The sequence below is a fragment of the Paenarthrobacter sp. GQ52 genome, from assembly GCF_059759005.1.
This window is the reverse complement of the sequence record NZ_JCAXEJ010000008.1, coordinates 138,729-165,625: the sequence shown is the minus strand read 5'-3', so window position 1 is coordinate 165,625 and position 26,897 is coordinate 138,729. Positions and strand designations below refer to the sequence as shown.

Annotated in this window: 25 protein-coding genes and 1 tRNA gene; 5 read left to right on the top strand and 21 right to left on the bottom strand. The window is 61.9% G+C overall.

What is annotated here, in order from left to right:
* Positions 1-17: 17 nt before the first annotated feature.
* From AC6CH8_RS13095 to arr, 7 genes are all read right to left on the bottom strand, one after another.
* Positions 18-548 (bottom strand): ferritin, encoded by a 531-nt coding sequence (locus AC6CH8_RS13095; protein ID WP_091468845.1) that lies wholly within the window; start codon positions 546-548, stop codon positions 18-20.
* A gap of 70 nt (positions 549-618) precedes the next feature.
* Positions 619-990 (bottom strand): fluoride efflux transporter CrcB, encoded by a 372-nt coding sequence (gene crcB / locus AC6CH8_RS13090; protein ID WP_091468848.1) that lies wholly within the window; start codon positions 988-990, stop codon positions 619-621.
* Positions 987-1,430, bottom strand: coding sequence for a fluoride efflux transporter FluC (locus tag AC6CH8_RS13085; RefSeq protein ID WP_498190968.1), 444 nt, complete (start codon positions 1,428-1,430; stop codon positions 987-989). The genes crcB and AC6CH8_RS13085 overlap by 4 nt, the downstream gene beginning before the upstream one ends.
* Entirely contained in the window at positions 1,417-1,938 is a 522-nt protein-coding gene (locus AC6CH8_RS13080) for a universal stress protein (protein WP_498190966.1), read from the bottom strand. Before AC6CH8_RS13080 ends, AC6CH8_RS13085 begins: the two co-directional genes overlap by 14 nt.
* A gap of 29 nt (positions 1,939-1,967) precedes the next feature.
* Complete coding sequence (locus AC6CH8_RS13075; RefSeq protein WP_498190964.1) at positions 1,968-3,671, bottom strand: ABC1 kinase family protein; 1,704 nt, start codon at positions 3,669-3,671, stop codon at positions 1,968-1,970.
* Between the two features lie 4 nt (positions 3,672-3,675).
* Positions 3,676-4,212 carry a PadR family transcriptional regulator gene (locus AC6CH8_RS13070; protein WP_091468858.1) on the bottom strand — a complete coding sequence of 179 codons (537 nt, stop codon included), beginning with the start codon at positions 4,210-4,212 and terminating at the stop codon, positions 3,676-3,678.
* Between the two features lie 305 nt (positions 4,213-4,517).
* A complete protein-coding gene (gene arr, locus AC6CH8_RS13065) occupies positions 4,518-4,928 on the bottom strand; it encodes an NAD(+)--rifampin ADP-ribosyltransferase (protein WP_498190962.1) in 411 nt (136 codons plus the stop codon).
* 52 nt (positions 4,929-4,980) lie between these two features.
* On the opposite strand from arr, the gene AC6CH8_RS13060 reads away from it, so the two are divergent.
* Positions 4,981-5,415, top strand: coding sequence for a GNAT family N-acetyltransferase (locus tag AC6CH8_RS13060; protein WP_498190961.1), 435 nt, complete (start codon positions 4,981-4,983; stop codon positions 5,413-5,415).
* Positions 5,416-5,930: 515 nt separating this feature from the next.
* Complete coding sequence (locus AC6CH8_RS13055; protein ID WP_498190959.1) at positions 5,931-6,398, top strand: SipW-dependent-type signal peptide-containing protein; 468 nt, start codon at positions 5,931-5,933, stop codon at positions 6,396-6,398.
* 56 nt (positions 6,399-6,454) lie between these two features.
* On the opposite strand, the gene AC6CH8_RS13050 is transcribed toward AC6CH8_RS13055, so the two are convergent.
* The 5 genes from AC6CH8_RS13050 to galU all read right to left on the bottom strand — a co-directional run bounded on the left by AC6CH8_RS13050 (position 6,455) and on the right by galU (position 9,974).
* Positions 6,455-6,527 (bottom strand) — tRNA-Ala (locus AC6CH8_RS13050).
* A gap of 36 nt (positions 6,528-6,563) precedes the next feature.
* Entirely contained in the window at positions 6,564-7,373 is an 810-nt protein-coding gene (locus AC6CH8_RS13045; RefSeq protein ID WP_498190958.1) for an SDR family oxidoreductase, read from the bottom strand.
* Between the two features lie 6 nt (positions 7,374-7,379).
* The gene (locus AC6CH8_RS13040; RefSeq protein WP_498191000.1) at positions 7,380-8,270 is read right to left on the bottom strand and encodes a hypothetical protein; all 891 of its coding nucleotides are present in this window, start codon (positions 8,268-8,270) and stop codon (positions 7,380-7,382) included.
* A 145-nt stretch (positions 8,271-8,415) separates the two neighbouring features.
* Positions 8,416-9,027 (bottom strand): GNAT family N-acetyltransferase, encoded by a 612-nt coding sequence (locus tag AC6CH8_RS13035; protein WP_498190998.1) that lies wholly within the window; start codon positions 9,025-9,027, stop codon positions 8,416-8,418.
* 11 nt (positions 9,028-9,038) lie between these two features.
* Complete coding sequence (gene galU, locus AC6CH8_RS13030; protein ID WP_178997109.1) at positions 9,039-9,974, bottom strand: UTP--glucose-1-phosphate uridylyltransferase GalU; 936 nt, start codon at positions 9,972-9,974, stop codon at positions 9,039-9,041.
* Positions 9,975-10,071: 97 nt separating this feature from the next.
* On the opposite strand from galU, the gene AC6CH8_RS13025 reads away from it, so the two are divergent.
* The 3 genes from AC6CH8_RS13025 to cpaB all read left to right on the top strand — a co-directional run bounded on the left by AC6CH8_RS13025 (position 10,072) and on the right by cpaB (position 11,979).
* Complete coding sequence (locus AC6CH8_RS13025; RefSeq protein ID WP_498190956.1) at positions 10,072-10,689, top strand: 5-formyltetrahydrofolate cyclo-ligase; 618 nt, start codon at positions 10,072-10,074, stop codon at positions 10,687-10,689.
* Positions 10,690-10,843: 154 nt separating this feature from the next.
* The gene (locus tag AC6CH8_RS13020; RefSeq protein WP_091468874.1) at positions 10,844-11,113 is read left to right on the top strand and encodes an FmdB family zinc ribbon protein; all 270 of its coding nucleotides are present in this window, start codon (positions 10,844-10,846) and stop codon (positions 11,111-11,113) included.
* A 65-nt stretch (positions 11,114-11,178) separates the two neighbouring features.
* Positions 11,179-11,979 (top strand): Flp pilus assembly protein CpaB, encoded by an 801-nt coding sequence (gene cpaB, locus AC6CH8_RS13015; protein WP_498190954.1) that lies wholly within the window; start codon positions 11,179-11,181, stop codon positions 11,977-11,979.
* Positions 11,980-12,005: 26 nt separating this feature from the next.
* Here the strand turns inward: cpaB and AC6CH8_RS13010 are convergent, their stop codons facing one another.
* The 9 genes from AC6CH8_RS13010 to guaB all read right to left on the bottom strand — a co-directional run bounded on the left by AC6CH8_RS13010 (position 12,006) and on the right by guaB (position 26,666).
* Entirely contained in the window at positions 12,006-16,187 is a 4,182-nt protein-coding gene (locus AC6CH8_RS13010; protein ID WP_420178574.1) for an AAA family ATPase, read from the bottom strand.
* Positions 16,188-16,364: 177 nt separating this feature from the next.
* Complete coding sequence (guaA, locus tag AC6CH8_RS13005; protein ID WP_091468881.1) at positions 16,365-17,954, bottom strand: glutamine-hydrolyzing GMP synthase; 1,590 nt, start codon at positions 17,952-17,954, stop codon at positions 16,365-16,367.
* Between the two features lie 107 nt (positions 17,955-18,061).
* The gene (locus tag AC6CH8_RS13000; RefSeq protein ID WP_054809347.1) at positions 18,062-18,562 is read right to left on the bottom strand and encodes a DUF3817 domain-containing protein; all 501 of its coding nucleotides are present in this window, start codon (positions 18,560-18,562) and stop codon (positions 18,062-18,064) included.
* Positions 18,559-19,416: an SURF1 family protein gene (locus AC6CH8_RS12995; RefSeq protein WP_498190951.1), complete on the bottom strand. Its 858-nt coding sequence runs from the start codon at positions 19,414-19,416 to the stop codon at positions 18,559-18,561. Before AC6CH8_RS12995 ends, AC6CH8_RS13000 begins: the two co-directional genes overlap by 4 nt.
* Positions 19,417-19,528: 112 nt before the next feature.
* Positions 19,529-20,017, bottom strand: a complete 489-nt coding sequence (locus tag AC6CH8_RS12990; protein WP_498190950.1) for a PTS sugar transporter subunit IIA — start codon at positions 20,015-20,017, stop codon at positions 19,529-19,531.
* A 47-nt stretch (positions 20,018-20,064) separates the two neighbouring features.
* Complete coding sequence (locus AC6CH8_RS12985; protein WP_179019766.1) at positions 20,065-21,819, bottom strand: glycerol-3-phosphate dehydrogenase/oxidase; 1,755 nt, start codon at positions 21,817-21,819, stop codon at positions 20,065-20,067.
* Between the two features lie 167 nt (positions 21,820-21,986).
* Complete coding sequence (locus tag AC6CH8_RS12980) at positions 21,987-23,123, bottom strand: GuaB3 family IMP dehydrogenase-related protein (protein WP_091468893.1); 1,137 nt, start codon at positions 23,121-23,123, stop codon at positions 21,987-21,989.
* 41 nt (positions 23,124-23,164) lie between these two features.
* Positions 23,165-25,051: an ABC transporter ATP-binding protein gene (locus AC6CH8_RS12975; protein WP_178997123.1), complete on the bottom strand. Its 1,887-nt coding sequence runs from the start codon at positions 25,049-25,051 to the stop codon at positions 23,165-23,167.
* A 103-nt stretch (positions 25,052-25,154) separates the two neighbouring features.
* The gene (gene guaB, locus AC6CH8_RS12970) at positions 25,155-26,666 is read right to left on the bottom strand and encodes an IMP dehydrogenase (RefSeq protein WP_498190947.1); all 1,512 of its coding nucleotides are present in this window, start codon (positions 26,664-26,666) and stop codon (positions 25,155-25,157) included.
* Positions 26,667-26,897: the final 231 nt, after the last annotated feature.

Below are 26,897 nucleotides of genomic sequence, written 5' to 3'. Positions count from 1 at the left end.
TTAACCGAGGCAGCTACCTAGATGACCCCGCCGGCGGCCGATGGCGCGCTGGTGTCGTGTCCGCCGTCGCCTACGGTTTCGCGCGCGACGTAGTTCTCGATGTCGAAGAGGTTCTCGGCACGTTCCGTGATGTTCAGCAACGTGGTCATTGAGGCAACTTCCTCGACCTGTTCCTTCAGGAACCACAGCATGAACTGCTCACCCAAAGCATCGCCCTCTGCACGGGCAACGCGGAACATCTCCTCAATGCTCCGGGTAACTTCCTTTTCCTGCTCCAAGGCGAGGGCGATGGGCTCCTTGGCGTTGCTGAAGTTGTTGCGCACCGGGGCGATACCCGGGATCTCCACGTGCACGTTGCGGTCCAGCATGTATTGGACCATCATCATGGCGTGATTGCGCTCTTCGAGGGACTGGCGATAGAAGTGACGGGCCAGCTGCGGCAAGTCTTCGCCATCAAAATACACAGCTACTGCGATGTATTGCTGGGAGGCCGCAAACTCATTGGCGACCTGGGCGGACAACAGCTCATTGAAAGTCTTCTTAGCCATGGCTCGATCCTACAGCCGGGCCATGACACTTTTGTGGGTGAGCTTCGCCACTGCTGGAGCCATCAACCGCTCAAGCGAGCAACAGGCCGAACCCCACTCCTGCCGCTGCAGCAAGAACGCTTGCCGCCATGGATCCCAAGCCGTTAATGAGCGCCAGGCCCGTCCTGCCACTTTGAATCAGCCGGATGGTCTCCAGGCTTGCCGTACTGAACGTGGTGTATCCACCGAGGAAGCCTGTTCCCACGATTAAGAACAGCGACTCAGGTGCTTGGCCCCGCATCAGCAGTCCGGCAAGGAACCCGAGCGCCAAGGAACCTGAGACATTGATCAGGATGGTTCCCCACGGGAGGGCCGTCTTGAAGCGCTGCCTCATGAAACCGTCAACCATGAACCTGACAGCTGCGCCGATTCCGCCCGCGAGCGCAAGGAGTACCACCGTCATTGTTGGCGTCCGGTTGCACGCCGATGGTGCCAGGCACCCAACCAGATGCCCGCAGTCGTGGCCGCGGCTCCACCTAGCAGGCTCACAGCCAAGTATCCGACAGCTCCAGGTGCCTCACCCACCGTAAACAAGTGAACTGCGTCCAAAGCGAGGGTGCTGTAGGTGGTGTATGCCCCCAGGAACCCCGTACCCAAGGCGAGCCGCAAAACCCGGCGATGACCGACGTCGGACCCTCTGCGGGAAAGTCCTTCCAGAAGGGCGCCCAGTGCCAACGCGCCGGAGAGATTAATGACCAGGGTGGGAAGCGGCCAAGCATTTGGCGCCGGTATCACCAGTCCCAAGCCGTACCGGGCGAGCGCTCCGAACACCCCGCCCGCTGCAACTATGCCGATGAAGCCCCACTGACGGTGGAGTGCCTTTGTTGCCTCAGTCGTCGTCATCGTCGTCCGGGACCCTGGGGTTCACGGGGACAACGAGCACTGGCAGGTCTTGACGATGGAACAGATGCCGGGCCACCGAACCGGCCGTCAGCTCTTTGAGGGCGGCCGTCAGTTTATGCTCCCGCGTACCCACCACGATCATGGAGGCGCCGATATCCCCGGCCTCGCGTGCCAGAGCACGCGCGGGCTCCCCCGCGAGCGGCACGATGGACCACTCGACGTCCAGGCCATCAAGCTGGTGGGCAATGGTCGCCGTCAGTGATTCCGGAATGCCTTGGGCTCCGGCAACCCCATCCGGATCAATCGGGGCGCCCGGACCGCCCGCTGTTCCGTCCACGGGGTACACCGTGACATCCGCATAGGCGCAGACCAGTGGAACACCCGCGCTGGCGGCAACCTGTGCTGCCCGCTCCACAACGATGGCATGTTGCCCGGGCATCACCCCCACCAGGATGGGGCCGGACATGTTGCCGGAGGCCTCGGGACGTGGGGTGGGGGTCTCAGTCACAGGGCAATTCTACGACGACGACGGCTGGCTTACAGATGACCCCGGCCCGGCCACAACCCGTAGAGCAGCGGAACCACCGACCCGATCATCAGCACATTGCCGAGCACTAGGTCGTCGGCCCTCATCACGGATCCAGCCACCAGCATTGCTCCGAAGATCAGCGCACCCACTGCTCGCTTTAGCAAGACGATAATGCGAGCCATTTGTTGTTCCAGCCGCCGGTTGGATACCTGCAGTGAGCCGTCCTCAAGCTTGGTGACCAGCCCGTCGAGCCTTTTCGGCAGGCGCAAGGCGACCGCAGCGGCGTCGAACGCCTGTGCAGCGACGTCATTGACGAGATTGCTGCGCTCATCCCGCAGCAATTGTGCCGCATACGGTTCCACGGAATCCCAAAGATTGAAACGGGCGTCCAGCGAACTGCATACCCCCGACGTGAGCGACATTGCGCGGATGATGAGCAGGAAATTCTCCGGCAACTGAAACGGAAGCGATCTGATCACGTTGCCGAACTCCGCACCAAAATCACGGAATTCCCGCGGATCCACATCGCGAAGTTCTGCGAAACCCATCCCGCCAAAACGCGCGAACAGCTGCGTCATTGCCCGCTCCAACTCGGCAGTATCAGCCGAGGGCATCAAGACGCCGACGTCGCTGATGGCGGCGACGAGGCCCTTTCCATCCCGCGAGGCAGCCGCGATCAGGAGTTTACGCAGTCCGCTCCTGGTCTTCGCAGGGACCTCGCCCATCATCCCGAAATCGATGAACGTCAGCTTCCATGGATGTTCCGCTGATCCGGCATTGGGTGTGACAAAGATATTGCCAGGGTGCGGATCGGCATGGAAGAAGCCGTTGGTGAACAACTGGTCAAACATCACGGAAGCGAAAACAGGGGCAACGGAGGCAGGGTCGATCCCCGCCATTCGCAGGGACTCCGCATCAGTGATCTTGATGGCTGTGACATCTTCCAAAGTGAGCACGCGGCGCGTGGTCCGTTCCCACACCACCCCCGGCACGGTTACCCGGGCGTCGTCGACGAAGTCAGCAGCAAAACGCTCTGAATTTGCCGCCTCATTCAGGTAGTCGATTTCCTCCAGACTGGTCTGGGCGAACTCTTTGATGAGGGCGGGCACATCGGCACGGTTTGAGACGATACGAATGCGGCTAAGCCAGCCACCCACTCTCCTCAGGGCAGCGAGATCTACATCCACGATGGTATCGATGCCCGGTCTCTGCACTTTGAAGACCACGCTGCTGAGGCCAGTGTCTTCGGCGTTGCCGGGGAGCAATTTCGCCCGGTGGGCCTGGCCGAGTGACGCGGCTGCGATCGGCGTCTCCTCGATCGAAGCGAACACTGCTTCCAAAGGCGCACCCAGTTCGGCTTCAGCAAGCGCGCGAATGGCCGGGAACGGGACCGGCGGAACTTCGTCCTGAAGGCCCTCCAGCTCGGCAGTGATCTCCGGCGGGAGTACATCGAGCCTGGACGACATGAACTGGCCCACCTTGATCATGAGGCCGCCAAGCTCCACCGCAAGGCCATGGAAGCGTTGCGCGAAGCGCCGCATCCTTTGAGCCCGGTTGCGCTCAGTCAGTCGGCGCAGCCCGACTCGAGGCAGAAACAACTCGAACCACCAGGTGACCAGTAAATGCCATGCGAAAAAACGCAGGATTCGGCGATAACGGGCTCGGGCTTCACCGGCCAAGGGATCCGTCCGGTTACGTCGAACCGACGTCACCCCTTCAGTCCTGGGCGAGGATCGAGTACAGCCGACGGCGTGCGTCTTCCAGCACCGTCACAGCTTCCTGCACCTGTTTTGGCGTCCCGGTGCGCCCCACCTGGGCCGCCGCCTGAGCAAGCTCGACCCCAGCCTTGGGCAGTGCGCCGAAGCCGGGAGTGTTGCCGGCGGACTCCCAAGGCGCTGCTGTTTCGGCACTTGCAACGTCCTCACGGCCCGCTTCGGTGAGGGAGTAGATCTTGCGGCCATTTGATTCCTCAGTGCTGACAAACCCCTCATCTGCCAGCAACTGCAGGGTCGGATAAACGGAGCCAGCGCTTGGCTTCCAGCTTCCACCGCTCCGCTCTTCGATTTCACGGATGATCTGATAACCGTGCATTGGACGCTCAGCGAGGAGGGCCAGAATGGCTGTCCTCAGCTCGCCCCGCCCAGCCCGGGTGCCTGAACGCTTCTCGAAGCGTGACCGGAACTCCTCCACGGCTTGCCACATGCCGTCCAGGTTGTTTCCCATAAATCCGTTTGCGGGGAATGAATTATGCATCAGGCTCACCTCGGTATGTCGCGAACGATACTGAACGATAGTTAACGATATACACGGTTTGTCCCTGAGACAATGGCAGGGCCCTTTGCGCAGGGCCGGACAGCACTTCTGGGTGATGCCGTCCGGCCCCTGCCGCGGATCCTTGGGCAGCCCCGGCCAACGAGGGGGGTCACTGGCCGTTGCGGGGATCCGCTGGGTCCAGTAAAGACGAGCCGCCAAGCCGGCACACGAGTAGTTGGTACTCGTCTTTTGCTGCTTCCGGAGGGGCCACTACCTGCCCTGAGCGCTTGCTTCGCGCAAAGCCGCTAGTTGATGATTTCGCCGCGTTCGTCCGCAACAATTGCCGCCAGTCGTTCCCGCCACTCTCGCAGCGCTTGGGGAGTCAGGCGAGTCCAGTCAGTCACTTCACCAATGACCTTGAGCGGGGAGCTGCTGCGGAATGATCGGGTGGGGTTGCCCGGGAACTTCTTGTCGGTCACGTTCGGGTCGTCCTCGAATGCTCCGGTGGGTTCAACGGCATAGACGCGCGGTTCCCCTTCGCCGGCCGCCAGCTCGGCAGCCAGCCCCGCACCGTCCCGAAGAGCCGTGAAGTAAATATGGTTCATCACCACATCAGGACGGTAGTTCGACCTGAAGCCTGGCCTCAGGAGATCGCCCTCCCGAAGATGGGCTTTGGTGCCGTGAAAGAACGGACCCTCGTCCAACGGTTGACTCACAGGTACAGCCTACTTGCACGCGCAGGCGCCGCAATCGTGTAAGGCTGGTCGAATGCCTGCATTCACACTTTCAACCGATGGCACGGTATCTGAGACGGAATTGCTTTCTCTCTACGCATCGGTCGGCTGGTCCGCCTACACCAACCACCCACTCTTGCTTGATCAGGCGATCAGGAGTTCGTCCTTTGTGGTGGTGGCCAGGGACGAAGAAGGCGCGTTACTGGGCTTGGCCCGGGCGATTTCCGACGATGCCACCATTGCCTACGTCCAAGACATTCTCGTCAACCCCAGCTTCCAAGGAACAGGCGTTGGTCGTGCACTCTTTGGCCAAATCCAAGAGAGATACCGGCACGTCCGGCAGACCGTCCTCATCACGGACGACGAACCGCGGCAGCGAGCCTTCTACGAATCGTTGGGGCTTACCGAGGGATCGGACTTCCGACCGGAACCTGTGCGGGTCTTCGCCCAGTTCCGGCGACCGCTCTAAAGCCGGCTCGTAGCCGCTCATCCGGGCAATGCGGGAGTCTTGATGATTTCCTGAGGAAGAGCAGGATTTGTTCTTGATCCGGGCCCTGCACAGTAGTTCTTGTCAGCCAGACGCAGCAACAGCAGGAGCCCCAGAGGTTCCACCAAAGTCCCCGGGGGCCGGCCCGTTTGCCCTTCAGGCCGGTCCCCGGTCCACTTTCCTGGTCCAGTCTCATGGCCATTTCCTGAGCAAGTCTTGAGGCCGTTGCGCACCCGGCCTTGAGTCAGGCCGCCCAACAAAAGCAGAACGAACACGAGAAAGGAACGCCAGGCATGAGCGCACTGAGCACCATTTCCACCGACCGCTGCTTGGCGTCACGGTCCAGTCTTCCGGGCAGCCCACGCCTCGTTGAACCGGCATCGGGGTACTTTCATTCTTGAGCAGACCTTGAGTGTTCACCGAGGCCATTCCTGAGACCGCCCGGGCACACTTTTGGAGGGAGAGATCACCACGCTACGGGAACGAGGACCACACGCATGCAGTACAAGGGCATCACCTGGCAAGTACCGGCCATCATCCTGGCCGCGGTACTCCTCATGATGGGTGCCCAGGTTCCACCCGCAAACGCCCAATTCAACGACACCGATGCCGGCGCAATGGCGCTTACTGCCGCACGTATTCCGGCACCAGCAGCAAACACCGTGGTCGTGACCAAGAGCTGCGATTTCTTCCTCTGGTTCGCCCAGGCCAAAATCAGTGTCGGCAGCTTCCCGGCTGTTCCGTTCGCCAACTACCACGAGCTCAAGGTCATCGACCCGGATGGCGTCGTGCAGTTCACCGGCGACATGACCAAGAGCTCCGGACGTTCCTATAGTTCGGGCATCCAGAGCATAGGTGACTTGTCCGGTACCTGGACGTACCAGATCCGTGGCTACTACAAGGTTCCCAACTCCACCAACTTCTGGGCCGGGCAGCCCCTCAGCGGCACGCTGAATTGCCCCTAAAGCGATTGATGGGAACGTTCTTCGGCGTTGCGGACCACCGAGGGCCAGAAAATCTGTGGAGCTAAGGAGATTCGAACTCCTGACCTCTTCGATGCGAACGAAGCGCTCTACCAACTGAGCTATAGCCCCTGAACCAAGCTCAACTGCCCGGCCAGTGACCTTAGGCTACAAACTTTCCCTGTGCTTTTCCAACCACGACACGAACGTCTCCGTGCCATACGGCTGCTCGGAGCTCAGGTTATGTCCGGCGCGAAGAAAATCGCCCATCGGTCCGGGCAAAGGCAGCTCAATAATCCTGCCCCTCGAGCCCACTACCGATTTCCATGACTCTGCCATCTCCCTCATTGCCAGGGTTTCCGGGCCCGCAATTGTCACCACGAGATGCTCGGCATGCGAGTTATCCCGCGATTCACCCACCGCTACCTCAAGCAACGCCGCTGCAACATCTGCCGGCGCGATCGACTGGAGTCTGACGGCTTTGAAGGTGGGAATCAGCCTTACCTTTGCACCGGCCGCGAAAATCCTTGCCACCAAGCCATGGAACTGCGTTGCCCGGACCACCACGGTCTTCAATGGCGACTCTTCGTACTTCCGTTCCTTAGCGGCTTTGGAAGCGTAGTAGGGAAAGGAGCTCAGATCGCAGTTGATGATGGACAGAGCCACAGCTTTGGGGACACCAGCCAGATGCGCTTCAGCAAGAAGCCTGCCGCCGCCGTCGGCGAACTGCTTTTGGGCTTTGCCGAACTGCCCTTCAAGGCAATCAATAACGACGTCGGCACCCGCCACCGCGGCTGCCAGGCCATCCCCTGAGGTGACGTCGCCCGCAAAGTATGTGGCGCCGTCGTGGTGCTTCGCTGACCCGGCAGGCGGCACATTGCGGCTCAGGACCGAAACCTGGTACCCCGCTGAAAGGGCGAGTCGGACAAACTCATGACCTACCTGGCCCGTGCCACCCGCAACGCACAGCGTTGTCATGTGTGGTTAGGCGCGTCGACGCTGCAGGACATCGTCCAAGTTGCTCAGAGCACTGTGGCCCTTGGCGGATGCGACTACGGCGGCCGCAGCCTCAGCCTGTTCAACGTTCTGCTTCAGGACAGGTTTGCCCACAGGCTTTGGTGCTTCGGGCAGATCCAAGGGCTCTGGAGCCGGACGCGGTGCTTTGGCAGCAGCCACGTAAGTGGGCTTCGGGACCTCGACTGGCTGCCAGGAGGCACCCTTCGATTCCTTCGTATTCTGAGCAGATTTGTCTCCCGCGGCAATAGCTACTGCCAGCGCTGCCTGCCGCAGTTCCACCGCGGATAAGCGAGCAGCTTCACGGCTGGTGGCTTCGGCGTCGAAAACCGTGGTTTCCTTCGACTCCACAGCCGGTTCCTTCGGCAGGTATCGCGCAGGCGTCGGGATGGGCGAGGCCTGAGCAGCACGACGGGCCCGGCGTTCGCGAAGATCACGCAGGGCCAGCTTCCGCAACGTTACGACGGCGAGCACCGCACCGATGAGCGACACCAGCGGCAACCAGACAGAACCGATCCCAAGAATTCGTAGGACTCCGGACACCGCAGCTGTCACCAGCAGGGCAAGACCTGCCAGGGCCAGCGTTAGCCGGGCATAGCGGATAGTGAATGGAGTAGTGGGTACCTTCCCGAGGCCGGGCTCGGCCGCGCGGGATTCCTGGGGCGACGCCGGTGCTTCGCTATGCATGGTCTCCATCGGTTTCTCCTGCTGAGGTGCCAAAGTCAGTACCACCCCTGCCTGCGTTTCGTCTGGTTCGTCATCAAAAGCCTCTGCTGGAACACCGGCCGTTTGGACTTGTTGCCGCCTGTTCCGCAGAACATAGGGCGCCACCCAGACCATCCACAGCGCAACAGTGACCACGAGTATCACTGAGCTGCTGAGAGGGAAGTCCACATTCAAAACCGTAGAAGCAAATCTTCGGGTGCGGCGGCATTGCGGCCGGTGTGTCGCCCGCAAGTCCGCAAATGATTGGAGATATGGGCAAAAAGGCCGATGACCTGCCCGTTTATCTTCTGAGCCACCGGCGCAGGAGTCCCTCTGGAACTTCCTCGGAGGTCAGTGCAAAGGAGCGGTGGTCAGCCCATTCGCCGTTGATGTGCAGGTAGCGCTCCCTGTACCCCTCGTCGCGGAATCCAAGCTTCTCCACCACCCGCAAACTCGCTGAGTTCTCGGGGCGGATGTTGATTTCCATACGGTGCAGTCCCAGCACCCTGAAACAGTGGTCTGTGGCCATCGCAACCGCTGTGGGAGCGATGCCGTGCCCGGCACGGTCCTTATCAACCCAATATCCGAGGGTGGCCATCATGGCCGACCCCCAAACGATCGATGAAACCGTCAGTTGCCCGACGATTTTCGGCTCACCAAAGCCATCGGTTCGCTCAACAATGAGGAATGGCAGGGCGGTTGACTGACGGGCTTGTTCATTCAAGGAACCCACCATTTGGCGGTAGCTGGGGAGGCGCCCACCCGGTGCCGGGTTGGACGCCTCCCATGGCGCGAGCCACTCGCTGTTCCGCGAACGGACTTCGGACCATGCCCGCTTGTCGCGGTAACGGATAGGCCGAAGCAGCAGGTCTCCGCTTTCCAGCGTCACCGGCCAGATCGCGGAGCCGTACATCATGAGTTTGTTTATTTGGGAAGAGCGGCTGTGAAGTTGGGCAGCCACTCGCGAAGCTCAGGACCGAGGTCTTCACGCTCGCAGGCAAGCTCGATGCAGGCCTTGAGGTAGCTGAGCTTGTCACCGGTGTCGTAGCGACGGCCGCGGAAGACAACGCCGTAGACGCCATAGCCTTCGCCCTCGCCGGCAGCGAGAACCTCGAGGGCGTCTGTCAGCTGGATCTCTCCACCGCGTCCGGGTGCAGTCTTCTCCAGGACGTCGAACACAGCCGGGTGCAGGACGTAGCGCCCGATCACGGCAAGGTTGGACGGGGCCTCTTCCGGAGAAGGCTTCTCGACGAGCTGCTTGATGCGCACGTAGCCGTCCTCGCCATTGTCCTCAACATCAGCGCAACCATAAGCACTGATCTTGGACGGCTCCACCTCAATAAGGGCAACCACGGAACCGCCGGTCTTCTGCTGGACAGCGATCATTTCGCTTAGCAGGTCCTCGCGGGCATCGATCAGGTCATCGCCCAGCAGAACGGCGAAGGGCTCGTAGCCAACATGCTGCTTTGCACGAAGGACTGCGTGGCCCAGGCCGTTCGGGTCACCCTGGCGGACGTAGTGAATGTCGCCGAGGTTGGTGGCGGATTGGATGGCCTCAAGCTTGGCGGTGTCGCCCTTTTCAGCCAAGGTGGCTTCCAGAGCGGGCACGCGGTCAAAATGGTCTTCCAGCGCGCGCTTGCTGCGCCCCGTGATCATCAGGACGTCGTGCAGACCCACCTTGACTGCTTCTTCGACCACATACTGGATGGCGGGCTTGTCCACCACGGGCAGCATTTCCTTCGGCATCGCCTTGGTGGCGGGAAGGAACCGGGTGCCAAGGCCCGCTGCGGGGATGACGGCCTTACGGACAGCGTTGTTTTCTAGAGTCACCGGACTAATGTAACGGAAGGAACACATCATCGGCTAAACCCCTCGCCGCGGCGGGACGCACATTTCGTCTTGGTAGCGGACAGCCCCTGCTCTTCAGCGGGCAGGGAGAACCTCAGATTGGACACGCATGGCATCCAAGGAAGACATCCGCAGCAGTCGGCGGCTGCACCGGCGGACACTCACTCCGGAGCACATAGCAACTGCAGGCGAGTCGCTTGCGCGGCATGGGACAGCCTGGGCAGCGGAGCTCTCCCCCGGCGGCGGCGCCGCCACCTTTGCTGTGTACCTTGGCGTCGCCTTCGAGCCGCCCACTATCCCCCTCATCGAGTCCCTGCACGAGGCCGGGCATCAAGTGCTGCTGCCTGTTTGCGAGCCGGGCCGGTTGCTGAGTTGGGTGTATTGGACGCCTTCCACGGCCTTTGTCAGGTCCGCCTATGCGCCCATAGACGAACCGGAAGGTGAACGCTTGGAAAGCACCGTGATTGCCAAAGCTGCAGGGATCTTCATGCCCGCCACAGCCGTGGATCGGGACGGAAACCGCATTGGCCAAGGCGGTGGCTACTACGACCGGCTTCTCCAAGGCCTCGATGCTGCCGGCCAGCGGCCGCCCACCATCGCAGTGGTGTACGACGACGATTTGTTGCCTTCAGGCTCGATTCCCGCCGAGGCATTTGATCGCCCGGTGCGCCAGGTGCTGACCCCGTCGGGTGTCGTCCAACTCCACGACGGACCGGAGCCCGGCTGACAGCCCTGTCCCGGCAAGTGAGGTCCGGCACATCCGCTGGTACACCAGACAGGGACCAATGATAGAATTAGCACTCAGGCCCTGCGACTGCTAAGGCGGAAATTCTCCGCCGGTGCTGCACAGGACCTGAACTTTGTCCTGAAGGAGGAACTCAGTGCCCACATACGCATACGCCTGCAAAGACTGTGACCATGCCTTTGACATCGTCCAGTCCTTTTCTGACAGCTCCTTGACGGAGTGCCCCGAATGCAAGGGCGCGCTTCGCAAGAAGTTCAACAGCGTTGGCGTCGTTTTCAAGGGCTCCGGGTTCTACCGGACTGATTCCCGCGATGCCAAGGGCAGCACGGTTTCGGCCGCACCAGCTTCACCCGCTTCCCCGGCGGCCCCTGCAGCAGCGCCCGCAACTGCAGCCGCAGCCAGCTAAAAGGTTTTCCACATAAGGCACCGGACCGCTGTTTGCGGCCCGGTGCGACTGGCTAACGTGGCGGGATGTCATCTTCCTCCCGCAGAGCCCTCATCGCCCGCGCCGAGCGTTCAGCAGCAGCAGCCGCCGGTGACTGGCCGCCGCTGAACCGCTCTCCTGCCCGACCACCCCGTTCCCGGGCCGGAGACACCTCACGGTTCAGCCGCCGTCCAAGAGGTCATGTCGGACAGCGGGGCGGAATTGGATCATGGATTTCACGCAACCGCCGCTTGGCCGTTGCGCTCCTGCTGTGCGTGGCTGCCGGCATCGCCGTCCAGCAACTTACTCCAGCGTCTGAGCAGCGCGTGAGCATTGTGGTAGCAGCCCGCGACCTACCGACAGGTAGCAGCCTCACAGAATCTGATTTCACCAGCGTTGGAGTGCCGTCCGATCTCGCGATTACCGGATCGGTGCATAGTATCGGCACCCTTGTTGGCCGTCAGCTTGCTTCCCCCCTCCGCAGGGGGCAGATACCTACGGAGGCCAGCCTGCTTGGCCCGGGACTCCTGACGGGCGCACCCGTGGGCTCGGCAGCGGTCCCCCTCAGGATGGCTGATCCCTCATCCATCCAGCTTCTCTCCCCCGGCCAGCTGGTTACAGTGGTCCTTACCGCGGCGGGCTCCTATGACGAGGCCCGGCAAAGCCAGGTTCTTGCGGGCCCGGTGCCCGTTCTCTGGACATCAGCCCAAGGCGGCAAGCCCGGCGAATGGCTGGGGACAAGTGATACCGACGGCTTGGTAGTGGTGGCTGCCGATCCCCAACAAGCAGAAAAGCTTGCCGGCGCATCAACGCAAGGCAAGCTCTTCTTTGTTTTAGTCAGCCCATAGTGCGTGGGTCTGCTGCCGGATGGAGCTCAGCCCCAATGCGGGGGCTTCTGTTCCTTCAGCCACTGCTCATGGTCGTAGCCGGACTCGTCGCCCCATCGCCGGGGATCATCCTCTGCAGCCTTCGTAGGAAGAATTCCGTTGGAGGCTGTCTTAGCTGCCGTGGCCTTGGCATCCGCAGCTTCTTCAGTGGCATCGTTGACCGGCTCGCCGGAGTCCTGCGCGGCGCGGTCTTCTGTGCCTGTTTCCTGATCCATCAGTGGTGCTTCTTTCCCATTCTCCGCGTAGCCTTTGGTCGCGGCGACGCCATGTTCTTCACGGGCAACGGCCTGAGCTTCGCCGTCTGCATGGACGGCGGGGCCCTGGTCCACCCTCTGGTCTTCATTGCCCGGATTCAATTGTTCACCATCCGAATGCAGGAAGCCATGGTGGGCAGAAGCGGACTGGGCGATGTGGTTCTCAAGCCCCAGGTACGAACCGATCCGGTCAGCGCAGGAGGACGGATCCGTGAACACTTCGATCGTCCAAAGCGACATGTAGCGCCAGCCCATACGCTCAAGCAACTGCGGCCGCAACCGGCTCCGTTCACGGACGCTCATCCGCCGGTACCGTTCAGTGCCATCCGATTCGATGGCGACTGGGGTGGGGATTTCCGCACCCTCGCGGCCAATGGTGTGGACGGGGTCCGCGGCCGCCGCGATATCCAGCACTCCATCGTAAAGATGCCAGACCCGGGCTCCACGTGCACGCAGGCGTTCGCCAAGATCGGCCACCAACGGATCCTCACCCAGCGCCTGCTCACTGGCTACAGCGCGGGAGGCAGGTGTTCCAAGGTTGCTGTTACCGGAGAGTTCCCGGTCCAGCAGTTCATAGAAATCCACTGCACCATGGGCCAGGCGATCAAGGTCGAGATCCTCAGGCCGGAAGCACGTCAGGACGTGCATGGAGCGTCGAGCGCGCGTCATTGCCAGGGCAAAACGGTTTCGCCCGCCTTCGGTGGACAACGGGCCGAAGGAATGGAGCGCACGGCCGTGCGGAGTGCGGCCATAGCCCAGCGAGAAGATCACGTGGTCACGCACCAGCCCCTGGGCGCGCTCAAGGTCCACCACCCGGAAGGACTCGGGGCCCGCTCCGAAGAAGCTGGACAAAAGAGTGTGGTTAGGCAATTGGAGCCTGATGGCCTCGCCGATCCTGGCAGCATGGCGCAGGCTTGCGGTCACCACTGCCAAGGAAGTACGGGGCCGGAGCCTGGCGTGTTCGAAGACAAGGTCCACCACGCGGTTCACTTCTGCAGTGACAGACTCAACGCCCTCATGGTCCGCTCCGGGCAGCCCGGTGCCGTCGGGTATGTACTCCACGTGAATCGATCGATCCAGGCCAGTGACCGAATTGCCGTCCGGCAGGCGTCGCAGACCGCCGTCGTAGTAGTTCTTGCTCAGCTGGAGGATCAAGTCCTCGTCCACCGCGCGATAGACCCAGTTCAATTGCCAGGTGGGCAGGACCCGGGCCAGAGCCTTGAATGCACTGTCCACGTTTTCATGGCTGGCAACCCCGGCAACCGGAGGTTCCACGGCCACGCTGAAAGTACGCGCATTGGCGATTTTTGCATCACCGAAGGCAACTACCTGTCGTGCTCGGGCGATCGCGGGAAGAACCGCCTGCAGGGAGGTGGATTCGGCGTCGATGACCACCACGGCGTCGAACTTTTGCTCGGCCGGGAGAACGCCCGTGAGCAAATAAGGGCTGACGGACCACACAGGAACCAACAGAGGCACAAGATCCGGTGCTTGGGCGCTCAAGGCGGGCAACGTCACACGGCCGTCCTTCAACAAGGCACGGAGCAACTCCGCCTGCCTCGGGTGCTCAAGAAGGCCCTGACGCCACTTCTGGGCCAGCTGCCAACGAAGGCGGGCGGCGCCACTGGCAATATGTGCTTGGTCGGCCAGGCGATATTCAGCTTCGAGGCGCCGCAACGAATCACCGTCGGACATGGCGAGGTAGTCATCACCACTGATCATGGCTTCCAAAGCGGACTGCCACCAGGCAAGGTCCAGCTCGGCCGCTACCGACGACGCCGGGACTTCCCGGGCAGCAAGGTCGGCAAGCAGTTCGCCGAGCCCGTGCTCCCGCATTTCCTCGATGAGGAGTGTTCGCTCAGGAAGGGTTTCCAAGGTGGCCGTGTCCGCGACGAGACGCTCGAGGCGTTCCATCAGTTGCAGATACGGCGTCTCCTGCAACGAACCGCCATCGGACGTGTGCTTGAGCGAATCACCAAGACGGCGCAGCTCGGCGTCGAGTTCGCGGTAGAGGGCCCCGAGATCGGCAAGGCCGGATGGCACCGCCGGGTGTCGCTGGGTTGTGGCATAGCCTGCCCACAGGGCACGCTGCTCCTGGACAAGGACCAGGGAGCTGTGGAGGTCCGCGATGTGGACACCGGGGCGTACGTATTCCTTGGCGACCCGGCGCAGGCGTGATCGCTGCATGGAAGGCATCTCAAGATTGCGCTCACGGCGCCAGGCGGAACTGGCAGTGGCTGAGATGAGGTCATGCACCGGCCGGTCGAAGATGTCCGGAGTGAACTTATCCAAGCTCTCGCGGACAGCGATCAGCAGTTCAAGCTGCGCACCCCACTCGGTAAAGGTTTCGCCCAGACGAATCTCAGCGTGATCGGAAACCTGCTTCATGCGATCCCGCAGGACGGGGAGCTTCTCCTCGGCCAAGCGTGCGAGCTGCTGGGCTTCCTCGGTCTCCTTACGGGTGACCAAACGGGCGCCATACCAAGGGCTGGAAGTGGAGGCCCGGCTGAAGCTACCAAGTTCGGCAGCGCGACGAAGGCGCCCCGCGAGCTCTTCACGGTCCTTGATATTGTCCAGGACGCTTCGCTTCAAGCGCACAGTAGTGGAGGGTGCCGGATGGATGGACGTCAGCTCGGCGAGTGATTGCATCGCTTGATAAGGCGAGCACCCCCAGCGCTCACGGACGTTGTGCAGCGAGGCAACATGATCCATCAGGGCATGACGGTGGCCTGTCAGTGTCTGGTGAAGGTTGCCAAGCTGTGGTTCAAGCGCTTTCTCATTGCGCATGATGGCCCTGACCAGCTGACCCTTGAGTTGCTGCGGCGTGGTCCCGTTACCAGGCCTGAAGAGCACCGATTCGAGGCCCAACGATTCAAGGTGTGCGGAAAGACCCGCGAGGCTGGCTTGCCTGTCTCCTACCACCAACACGGACTTGCCTTCGCTGACCAAGGCACCGATGGCGTTGATTGCCGTCTGCGTCTGCCCACTTCCAGGAGGAGTGGAGACAACCAGGGAGTCTCCCGCGCGAACGGCGTCCACCACGTACTGCTGGTCCGTATCGGCGTCGAGCAAGAGAAGTTCGTCGGCCGGGTCCCGAAGATCCAAGCTGGGGAACCTGCCCGCTTTAATAGGCTCCGGCTCAATGTCGCCGCCATTGGCTGCGGTCGAGAGGGCCGCAACCGTTGGGTTGTTCATGTTGATCCAGGGATCATCCAGGTTGCCCGAAAGGTCAGCCAGGGTAGTGACCAGCAGGTTGAACTCCACCTCTGCACCATGGATAGGCTTAATGAGCGTGGACAACCGGTCCAGAACCGGCTGGGGATCCAGCCGGGCCGTGTTGTAAGCCATGCGTGCTACAGCGTTGACGTCGAAAACGATGCCGTGGACTGTCTTCAGGTGACGCACCAGCGCGGGGTTCATGCGTGCTTGTTCGGTGAGCTGAAGTTCGAAGTCGTCTTCGCCCGGCCTGACTGTAAGGACGATGGACGTGAGCATCACAGGCGCGGAGACGCGCTGCGGCTTACCACCAACGGCCGAGGTCCACACCACGGTCCCGGCGGACAAGTACCCGGCCTCGATGCCGCGGTCGTTGCTGAGCTCGAAGATCTTGGACCGGATGTTGCGGGCCGCCCTGGCCGCCACCAAGTACTGTTGGCGGTCCCTGATGAGAGTGGACAGCCGTGTTCTGCGACCGGCGAGCAACTGAGCCAGCCCGGAAGGGTGGGCATTGCTGAGATCGATCGCGCCTTCGGGTGTCTTGACGAAGCGCAGCATCGTATCTGCCCCGGTGACGGGTTTGAGACCAGACAGCCATTTGCGGAGCTCTTCGGAGCCCTCTTCCTGGCCTTGACCTACTGACACGACTTCTGCCTTCTTTTCTGTACTAGCTTTAGACGCCTTGGACCATACCGGCATACGTTCGAGGGTAGCGGGAATCCTCGTTCAGCCCGCTCCGCAACGCTGTTCCAACGTGAAATTCGCCGTCATTTCACAGTTGGCAGCATTTTCTTGTGGCAAAGACGTACCCCGGATGACGTTGCCCGGTTCAAGCACAGTGGCCGGCCTCCCAAAGGAAGCCGGCCACTCAGAATGCTATTCCCACTCGATGGTTCCCGGTGGCTTGCTGGTGACATCCAGTACCACGCGGTTAACGCCGTCCACCTCGTTGGTGATCCTGTTGGAGATACGTGCGAGCAGGTCATACGGCAGGCGCGACCAGTCTGCCGTCATGGCGTCTTCGGAAGACACCGGACGCAGCACGATCGGGTGGCCATAGGTCCGGCCGTCGCCCTGAACTCCAACGCTGCGGACGTCGGCCAGGAGGACCACCGGCATCTGCCATACGTCATTGTCGAGGCCGGCAGCTGTCAGCTCGGCGCGGGCGATGGCATCAGCCTTGCGCAGAAGGTCCAGGCGTTCCTTGGTCACTTCGCCCACAATGCGGATTCCCAGGCCGGGACCGGGGAACGGCTGGCGGCCGACGATTTCCTGCGGGAGGCCGAGCTGGGCGCCAACGGCACGGACTTCGTCCTTGAACAGGGCCCGCAGTGGCTCGACCAGCTCAAACTGCAGGTCCTCCGGAAGCCCACCAACGTTGTGGTGACTCTTGATGTTGGCAGCACCCTCGCCACCGCCGGATTCGACGACGTCCGGGTACAGCGTGCCTTGGACAAGGAACTTGATCTTTTCACCCTCGGCAGCGGCCTGGGCAATGATGGCCCGTTCCGCTTCCTCGAAGGCCCGAATGAACTCCCGGCCAATGATCTTGCGCTTGGTCTCGGGATCACTGACACCGGCCAATGCCGACTGGAAGCGCTCCTGCTCGTTGGCAACGTACAGGTTGACACCCGTTGCGGCCACGAAGTCGCGTTCAACCTGCTCTGCTTCGCCTTCACGCAGCAGGCCGTGGTCAACGAACACACAGGTCAGCTGGTCGCCGACAGCACGCTGGACGAGAGCGGCAGCCACTGCAGAGTCGACACCACCGGAGAGTCCACAGATGACCTTCGAGTCGCCGATCTGCTGGCGGATACGGTCCACCTGCTCTTCGAGGATGTTGCCCGTGGTCCAGTTGGGGCTCAGGCCCGCGCCCTTGAACAGGAAGTTCTCCAGAACGTGCTGTCCAAGGACGGAGTGCTTCACTTCCGGGTGCCACTGCACACCGTAAAGGCGCTTCTCATCGTTGGCGAAAGCAGCCACTGGGGCTCCAGCCGTAGTTGCCAGCACCTCGAAGCCTTCGGGGGCTTCGTGAACGGAATCGCCGTGGCTCATCCACGTGTTCTGGGACGCCGGGACTCCGTCGAGGATGGAGCGTGCGTCACCCACCAGGAGTGCTTCGGTGGCACCGTACTCCCGCAAACCGGTCTGGGCCACCTTGCCACCCAGGGCATTCGCCATGGCTTGGAAGCCGTAGCAGATACCGAAAACGGGAACGCCGGCCTCGAAGAGGTCAGCACCCACGAACGGGGCGCCCTCGGCGTAGACGCTGGAAGGCCCTCCGGAGAGAATGATGGCTGCCGGGTTCTTGGCCAGAAGCTGCTCGGTGGTGAAGGTATGCGGAACGATTTCCGAATACACATTCGCTTCGCGGACGCGGCGGGCAATCAGCTGCGCGTACTGGGCACCGTAGTCAACAACCAGCACCGGCTTCTGGGAAGTTTGGGGTGCGGTGGGAGTAGTCACCAGACAAGACTACTTTGCCGGGCCGCCCCGGTGCACGTTGACCAGGGCGGCCAAGGCCCAAAACAGGGCCTGCCGTTAGGCATCTCACACCGGGACGCCGTGAAGTCCTAGTAGCGCTTGGACGCCTGCGGGTTGGCTGCGAGTTCCGCTTCCACCTGCGCGTGGAATTTCTTCTCCACGATGAAGGACAGCAGCGGGATGACTCCGCCCAGCGCCAGAAGGACCATTTTGGAGAAAGGCCAGCGCATGAGCGACCACAGGCGGAAGTTTGAAACCAGATACACCACGTACATCCAACCGTGCACGATCAGCACGGAGGTGGAGATGTTGAAGCCACCGATGACGCCCTTGGGTTCGGATTCAGCAAAGCCAAAGCCAAAGGGTTGGCCCGTAACCGCATTCGTGCCGCCCGCAAAGAGCGAGACACCAAAGCCGTAGCGGGCAATCAACTCGGCGCATAGCAGGAGCAGCATGGCACCTGTCAGGTATGCCATGACTTTGTAGAATTTCAACGCCGAACGGATCTGCGCTTCCGTGCCGCCGAAGCGTCGCTTCTTGGGCTTGGGTCCGGAATGTTCGGGCTGGATAGCCGGTTTTGGCTCAATCATTGCTGCACCTTATGTTCTGGCTCTGGGCTTGTGGGTTCTGCGGCTGCTTCGGGATGGCCCGTTTCGTCGAAGTCATCATCCTCGTCTTCGTCTTCTTCGAGGTCGCGCCGGTAGTCGTCCTTCACCAGACGCCACCAAATGAAGATCGAGAACCCGGCAAAGACAACCCATTCCACCGCATAGAAGAGGTTTAGCCAGTTGACTTGTTCCGCAGGGGGCTGCGGCGGGATATTAAGTGCTTTGACGTCACCGTCAAGGGGAATGGTCACTCCGCCTGAGGCCTCGGATGTCGCGGCGACGAAACCCTGATAGCTGGAGACTTCCCACTTGTTGATGAGCTCCGCCGTTGAGACTGCAGACGCCCGGTCTGGACCGGCGTCGACGTTTGGAAGCGGCGCTTCGGATGGGATGAGGCGACCGGTCAACGTGATGGTTCCCGACGGCGGCGGGCCGGCTTGGGCGGGGTCCGCCACCCAGCCGCGGGCCACCGGGATCCAGGTCTGGGGCGAGGCGCCTGCGCCCTTGATTGTGGGAGCGTTGTTGACGGCAAAGGCTGAGACTATCCAGAAGCCTTTTTGGTTGTTGTAAAGGCGGCCTTCAACGAGGACCTGCTTGCCGGGATCGTACGATCCCGTAGCGGTGACCATCTGGTCCGAGACAGAGCCGGGGAAGAACTGGCCCGGCTGGAGAACGTCCACCAGCGGTTTCACTTCCTCGATGCTGGACGGAGCGGGGGGCTCGTGCTGGGCGGACCGGCTGAGCTGCCATTGGCTGAGCAGCACAAACACCCCGGACAACAGAAGCGCAAAGACCAGTCCTGCGATCCAGCGGGGTTTCAACGCGGTTTTCAACACCCCTTAACCGTACTTCGTCCGGCTGTAGAACAACGAAACGAGGTTGGCTAGAGTGGGGCAGCAGGATCCCTACGTGGCGACGAAGTCGACACGAAAGGGCCCGCCCCAATCTCTAGTGGTCGAAGAACACCAGGCTGGAGTTGATGAGTTCGGAGATGACCTCGGTATCGTGTGCCCGGCGCAGGGACTCCCGGAATGACTCCTTGGAGAGGGAACGCGCGAGCGTGGCAAGAACCTCCAGGTGGTCGGAGAAGGAACTGGCCGGTGTGGCAATAAGGAGGACCAGGGTTGCCGGACCGTCAGTGGCGCCGAAGTCCAAGGCATGGCCAAACTTGGTCACGCCTACCGCAATGGAGATCCTGTCCACGAATTCGCTTCGGGCATGCGGCAGTCCTATGCCACCCGGAAGCCCGGTGGCAAGCTGGTGCTCACGCGAATGCACTTGCTCCAGGAAGCCTTCAAGATTGGAGATCCTGCCTGCTGCGTGGAGCCTCTGAGCCAGTTGCGCTGCGGCATCGATCTTGTCTTTGGCAACAAGTTCAAGGATGACCGTATCCGGGGTGGTCAGTTCCGCGTCGTAACGGTCAAGTGGTTCAGCCAAGTTATGTTCCCTCCATGTGGCCTCCCGGCCTCAATTCCTTGAGCTGGTCAGCGAAGGGGAACGATGTCATCCACTCCCATGCGCGCGGCATCGGCCGATTCGTCATCGGGTTGCTGCTGACTAAGTCGTTCAGCTTCCACGCGCGCCAGGTAGTGCTTGATTTCGCTCTCACGCTGGGTCTCGCTCCAGCCAAGGATTTCTCCCATCAGCTTAGCTACAACGGGCGCGGCAGACACACCCCGGTCCCACGCTTCGATGGAGATCCGGGTGCGGCGGGTCAGAACGTCGTCAACGTGGCGCGCGCCCTCGTGGGTTGTTGCATAGACAACTTCGGCAGCCAAGTAGTCATCCGCTCCAGGAAGGGGCTCACCCAGTTCCGGCCGTCCAGCGATAATGTCCAGGACTTCGGGGGTCATGGATCCGAAACGGTTGAGCAGGTGCTCCACGCGTGCCACATGCACGCCCGCCTGCTCGGCGGACCTGCCGCGACGGTTCCACGCGGCTTTGAATCCCTCGGCGCCCAGGAGCGGAATTGTCTCAGTGCAGCTGGAGGGAACACGTTCGTCCATGGCCCTGGTTGCCTCGTCCACGGCGTCTTTGGCCATGACGCGGTACGTTGTGTACTTCCCGCCGGCTACCACCACGAGTCCGGGCACGGGGTGCGCCACCACATGCTCCCTGGACAGTTTGGCAGTGGAGTCATTGTCACCAGCGAGCAGGGGGCGGAGGCCTGCGTAGACGCCTTCCACGTCCTCGCGGGTCAGGGGACGCTTGAGAACTTTGTTGACATGTTCCAGCACATAGTCGATGTCCTTGCTGGAAGCTGCCGGGTGTGCCTTGTCCAACGTCCAATCGGTATCTGTTGTGCCGATGATCCAGTGCCTGCCCCAAGGGATCACAAAGAGCACAGATTTTTCGGTGCGGAGGATCAACCCGACCGTGGATTGGAAGCGGTCGCGCGGCACCACAAGGTGGATTCCCTTGGAGGCCCGCACCTTGAGTTGCCCACGGTCCGTCACCATTGCCTGGGTTTCATCGGTCCATACGCCTGTAGCGTTGACCACCTGCTTGGCCCGGACCTCGAAGACTGTGCCATCCTCCTGGTTTTCCACCTTGGCACCGACCACGCGTTCCCCCTCGCGCAGGAAGTCAACCACGCGGACGCGGTTCGCTGCGTGGGCGCCATAGTGCGCCGCAGTCCTTACAAGGTTGACCACCAGACGGGCATCATCCACCTGGGCGTCGTAGTAGCGGATGGATCCGACGAAGGCATCTTCTTTGAGGCTCGGAGCTGCGCGCAGGGTTCCGCGCCGGAAGAGGTGCTTGTGCATGGGGACGCCCCGGCTGTGGCCGGACGTCAGACCCAAGGTGTCGTAGAGCATGATGCCCGCACCGACGTACGGGCGCTCCCAGATGCGGCGCGTCAGCGGGTAGAGGAAGGGGACGGGGCGCACCAGGTGCGGCGCGATCTGCTGGATCAGCAGCCCCCGTTCCTGAAGGGCTTCCTGGACGAGGCCAAAATCCAGCATCTCCAAGTACCGCAGGCCGCCATGGATGAGCTTGGACGATCGGGAGGAGGTTCCGGACGCCCAATCCCGTGCCTCGACGATGCCTACCGTGAGGCCACGAGTCACTGCGTCCAGCGCTGCACCGGCTCCTACTACTCCGCCGCCAACAATCAGGATGTCGAGCTCTTTGCCCGGCTGGGCAGTGGCTTTCAGGACTTCGATCGATGCGGCACGGGATTCCGGGCTCAGTGCTCCCGGGGAATTCACCTGCGGACCGCCTGCGACATTGCTCATCGGACCCCTCCTCAAACGCAACAGCTGGTAGTCCCCTACCCTACTTGTTGCTCGCCTCCTTGGGCAGGGCACGGGTGCAGCAGCGATCGGGAGAACCGCCCCAACGAAGAAGGCCCGTATTGGCTCCGATGGTGATCGGAGCCAACACGGGCCTTCAGCGACTAGTTTCAGTTGCCTGCGTAAGGAGAAACCACGACGTCGACGCGCTGGAACTCCTTGAGGTCCGAATAGCCGGTGGTCGCCATGGAGCGGCGCAGGGCGCCGATAAGGTTCGACGTCCCGTTGGTGTGGTGGCCGGGTCCGAAGAGGACCTCTTCCAACGGACCAACCGTTCCGACGTTGACGCGATCGCCGCGGGGAGATTCGAGATGGTGTGCTTCAGGACCCCAGTGCCAGCCCCGGCCTGGTGCCTCTTCGGCGCGAGCGAGTGCACTGCCAAGCATGACGGCGTCGGCACCCATGGCGATGGCCTTGACGATGTCTCCGGAGCTGCCCATGCCGCCGTCGGCAATGACGTGGACGTAACGTCCACCGGACTCATCCATGTAATCGCGGCGGGCGGCAGCGACATCGGAGATTGCTGAAGCCATGGGTGAGTGGATACCGAGGGCGCGACGCGTGGTGGTGGTTGCTCCGCCGCCGAAACCGACCAGGACGCCGGCAGCGCCGGTGCGCATGAGGTGCAGGGCAGGCGTGTAGCCGGCTGCTCCGCCAACAATCACCGGAACATCCAGTTCATAGATGAACTGCTTGAGGTTCAGGGGCTCATGATTCTTGGAGACGTGCTCAGCCGAAACCGTGGTTCCGCGGATGACAAAGATGTCGACGCCGGCAGCCACCACGGTCTTGTAGTGCTCCTGGGTGCGCTGGGGGGTCAAGGACCCTGCAACAGTCACGCCGGCGGCGCGGATCTCCGCCAAGCGGGAGCTGATGAGTTCAGGCTGGATGGGTGCCTGGTAAAGGTCCTGCATGCGACGCGTGACGGCTGGGCTGTTGGTCTCGTCGGCCAAGTCCGCGATCTCGTCAAGCACCTTCTGGGGATCCTCATAGCGCGTCCAGAGACCTTCGAGGTCAAGGACGCCCAAGCCGCCGAGGCGACCAAAAGCGATGGCAGTATCCGGGGACATGACGGAGTCCATGGGAGCCGCAATAACGGGGGTGTCGAACTTGTAGGCGTCGATCTGCCAGGAGACAGAGACGTCCTTCGGGTCACGCGTCCGGCGGTTCGGGACGATCGCGATGTCATCCAGGGAGTAGGCACGACGCCCACGCTTGCCACGGCCAATCTCAATCTCATAAGTCACTGCTCGAGTTTATCCCACCAAAACGAAGGCCCCGTTTTCCCCTAGGTGTTCCGGCTGGTTTCATCCACCGAGAGCTGGGATTCGAACATCCGGAAGTAGCGTCCCCTCAGTGCCACCAGTTCCTTGTGGGTTCCCTGCTCGGCAATGCGGCCGTCCTCCAGCATGTACACGATATCTGCCTTCTCGATGGTGGCCAGGCGGTGACTGATGGCAATGATGGTGCTGCTCCGGTCTGCGAAAAGCCGGGTGAAAATGCGATGTTCCGCCAAAGCGTCGATGGCTGACGTGGGCTCGTCCATGACCATGAACGAGGCATCGCGGTAGAAGTTGCGTGCCATGGCCAGGCGCTGCCATTGGCCACCCGACAGCCCGCTTCCCTTGCGTCCCCGGGGGTCCTCCATCCAGTTGCTGACGTGGTTCTCCAGGCCGTTGGGCAACTTGTTGATGAACTCCATGGCTTCGGCGTCCGAGGCCGCCCGCCGGATCCGGTCGTCGTCCCGGGGCTGGTCCACGTCGCCGAGATAGATGTTCTCCGCCGCGGTGGCGAACTCGTATTTCAGGAACTCCTGGCTCAGCACTGCAAGGTGCCGGTGCCAACTGGTGACGTCGATCCCGGCAAGGTCCACGCCGTCAAGCAGCACTTGGCCGGAGTCGGGGCGGTACAGTCCAGCCAGGATTCGGATCAGCGTTGATTTGCCTGCACCGTTCTCCCCCACAATGGCGATGTGCTGACCTGCCCTGATGGTCATGGAGATGCCCTTGATGACCTCGATGTCGCTCCCCGTGTAGCTGAACCGGATGTCCCGCAGCTCCACAGTTGCGGGCGACGACGACAGCGGCTTTTCTTTCCCGCTTGGGATAGGGAGGGCCATGAAAAGCTCATAGTCCTTGAGGTTGGCGAGGTCCTCGTCAATGGAGCTCAGCGAAGAGACAAGGCTGTTGGCGGTAGACAGCGCGCGGCTCACAATCTGCTGCACGTACAGGAACTGTCCAACTGGCTGCGCCCTGGCGATGATCTGGCCAACAACCCAGATCAGGGACACAACCTCGGCCCCGTACTGCAGGGAATCGGCGGCAAGCTGCTTGGGAATGTACCGCTTTTGGAAGTCCAGGCGCCTGCGTTCGTCAGCATCCCGCAGCCTCGATCGCAGATCCATGAGGTATCCGACGATCCCGTACAGCCGCATCTCGGCAATGTGTTGGGGCCGGAGCAGGTTTTGTTCGATCATCCGGCGTTGCCGCCTCGAATCCACCTGCGTATTCCAGTGCGCGATCTGTTCGCGGGACAGTTTGAACTGCAGGTAGACGCTGGGCACGATGGCCACCAGTACGATGACTGCGATCCACCAGCTGACCAGGAGCAAAGCACCGATAGCCAGGACCACGGAAACGAACTGTGTAAAGATGGCGGCTATCCGGTCCAGGACGCGGGCATACGAATCGGAGAACCGCTTGGCGCGGTCGTAAAGATCCACCGTTTCTTTGTCGTCATAGCGCCAGAATTCCAGTGCGAGGAAGCGCTGGTACATCATGTCGCCCACGATGGCGCCCACCTTGAAGCTCATCAGCTGCTGGATGTAGCGGTCAACGCTGCTGAAGGCGCCCCAGAACAATCCCAGCGCTGCGGTGATGATGACGTACAGAATGGCCCGGGGACCGGCGTCGGGGTCTCCCGCGTACCCGGCCGCCAGTGCTGTGGTGGTCAGCGCAGCGAAATACGTGGTGACCAGCGGCAGCGTGGCCGAAATCAGGGACCCTGCCACCTTCATGATGACTGCGCCGGGTGAAGCTTTGAAGCTCACCTTGAGGACCTGCCCAACGGCGCGCGCGTATGGCCGCAAGGCGAGCTTGCGGGGCGGCGCCCCCGGTGGGACCGAGTTCAGCCGGACCGACTCCGGGTGCCGCGATTGTGCGGGCTTTTCTGACATGTGCCCAGCCTATTCTTCGGGACCGACATTTATGTCGCGTCCTGTTAAACAGCTGTTCCCCGTGGAAACTTCCACGGGGAACAGCTGTTGAGCAGATGGGTGATCAGCGGGAACCGTAGTTCGGCGCTTCGACGGTCATCTGAATGTCATGCGGGTGCGATTCCTTCAGGCCTGCGGGCGTGATGCGGACGAACTTGCCGCGTGCCTTCAGCTCCGGGATGGTGGGGGCGCCCGTGTAGAACATGGTCTGGCGGAGACCACCCACCAACTGGTAAGCCACGGAGGCCAGCGGACCGCGGAAGGCAACGCGGCCTTCGATGCCTTCGGGGATGAGCTTGTCGTCGCCCGAGACGTCGGCCTGGAAGTAGCGGTCCTTGGAGTAGGACGTGTTCTTGCCGCGCGACTGCATGGCGCCAAGGGAGCCCATGCCACGGTAGCTCTTGAACTGCTTGCCGTTGACGAAGATGAGCTCGCCCGGGGACTCTTCACAGCCGGCGAGGAGGGAGCCCAGCATCACGGTGTCGGCTCCGGCAACCAGTGCCTTGCCGATATCGCCCGAGTACTGGAGGCCGCCGTCGGCAATCAGGGGAACACCGGCGGGGATTGCTGCCTTGGCGGATTCGTAGATGGCGGTGATCTGCGGCACGCCCACGCCGGCGACGACGCGGGTGGTGCAGATGGATCCCGGCCCCACGCCCACCTTGATGCCATCAGCACCGGCGTCGATCAGTGCCTGGGCACCTTCACGAGTGGCTGCCTGGCCGCCGATGATGTCCACATGCGCCGCAATGGGATCCGACTTCAGGCGGCGGATCATGTCCAGCACACCTTGGGAGTGGCCGTTGGCGGTATCAACGAACAGTGCGTCCACGCCGGCGTCGACGAGCTTCATGGCGCGTTCCCAGCCGTCACCGAAGAATCCGATGGCGGCACCTACGCGGAGGCGGCCTTCGTCGTCCTTGGTGGCCAACGGGTACTGCTCAGCCTTGGTGAAGTCCTTGGTAGTGATGAGGCCCATCAGGCGGCCTTGCTCATCAACGAGCGGGAGCTTCTCGATCTTGTTGGTGGCCAGCTTGTGGGAGGCTTCGTCACGGCTGATACCCACATGACCGGTGATGAGCGGCATCTTGGTCATGGCATCGCTGACGCTGCGCAGCGGAAATTCAGATTCGGGAATGAAGCGGGTATCGCGGTTGGTGACGATACCCAGCAGGCGTCCGTCCGTGTCCACAACGGGAAGCCCGGAAACGCGGTAGCGGGAACACAGCTCGTCCAGCTCCTGCAGCGTGGCCTGCGGGCCGATGGTCAGCGGGTTGGTGATCATGCCGGATTCGCTGCGCTTGACGCGGTCTACGTGCTCGGCCTGGTCATCGATGGACAGGTTGCGGTGAACCACGCCCAAACCACCCTGCCGGGCCATGGCGATGGCCATGCGGGATTCGGTCACGGTGTCCATTGCTGCTGAAAGCAAAGGGGTCTGTACGGAGATGCGCTTGGAAATGCGGGAGGACGTGTCAGCGTCGGACGGGATGACGTCCGTGTGGCCGGGGAGCAACAGGACGTCGTCGTACGTCAGGCCAACAAAGCCAAAGGGATCGTGTTCGGGCTGGGTCATGAGTGTGCGCCTCTTACCTGGGTTCCGGGGGCTTAACTGGTAGGGGTTGCAACTGATGACCAGCCCGTCATTACGGGACTGGCCTGTGCAGAGAGTACCTGTGCAAAAGTTACCTGTGCAGAAGGTATTGGATAAATACTAGAACCTCCGCGCCGATCGCCATATTCCGCGACGCCTGACTGTGAGCAACAGCACTGGCGGCAGGCCGTCGTCGTACGTTTGAAACCGCCG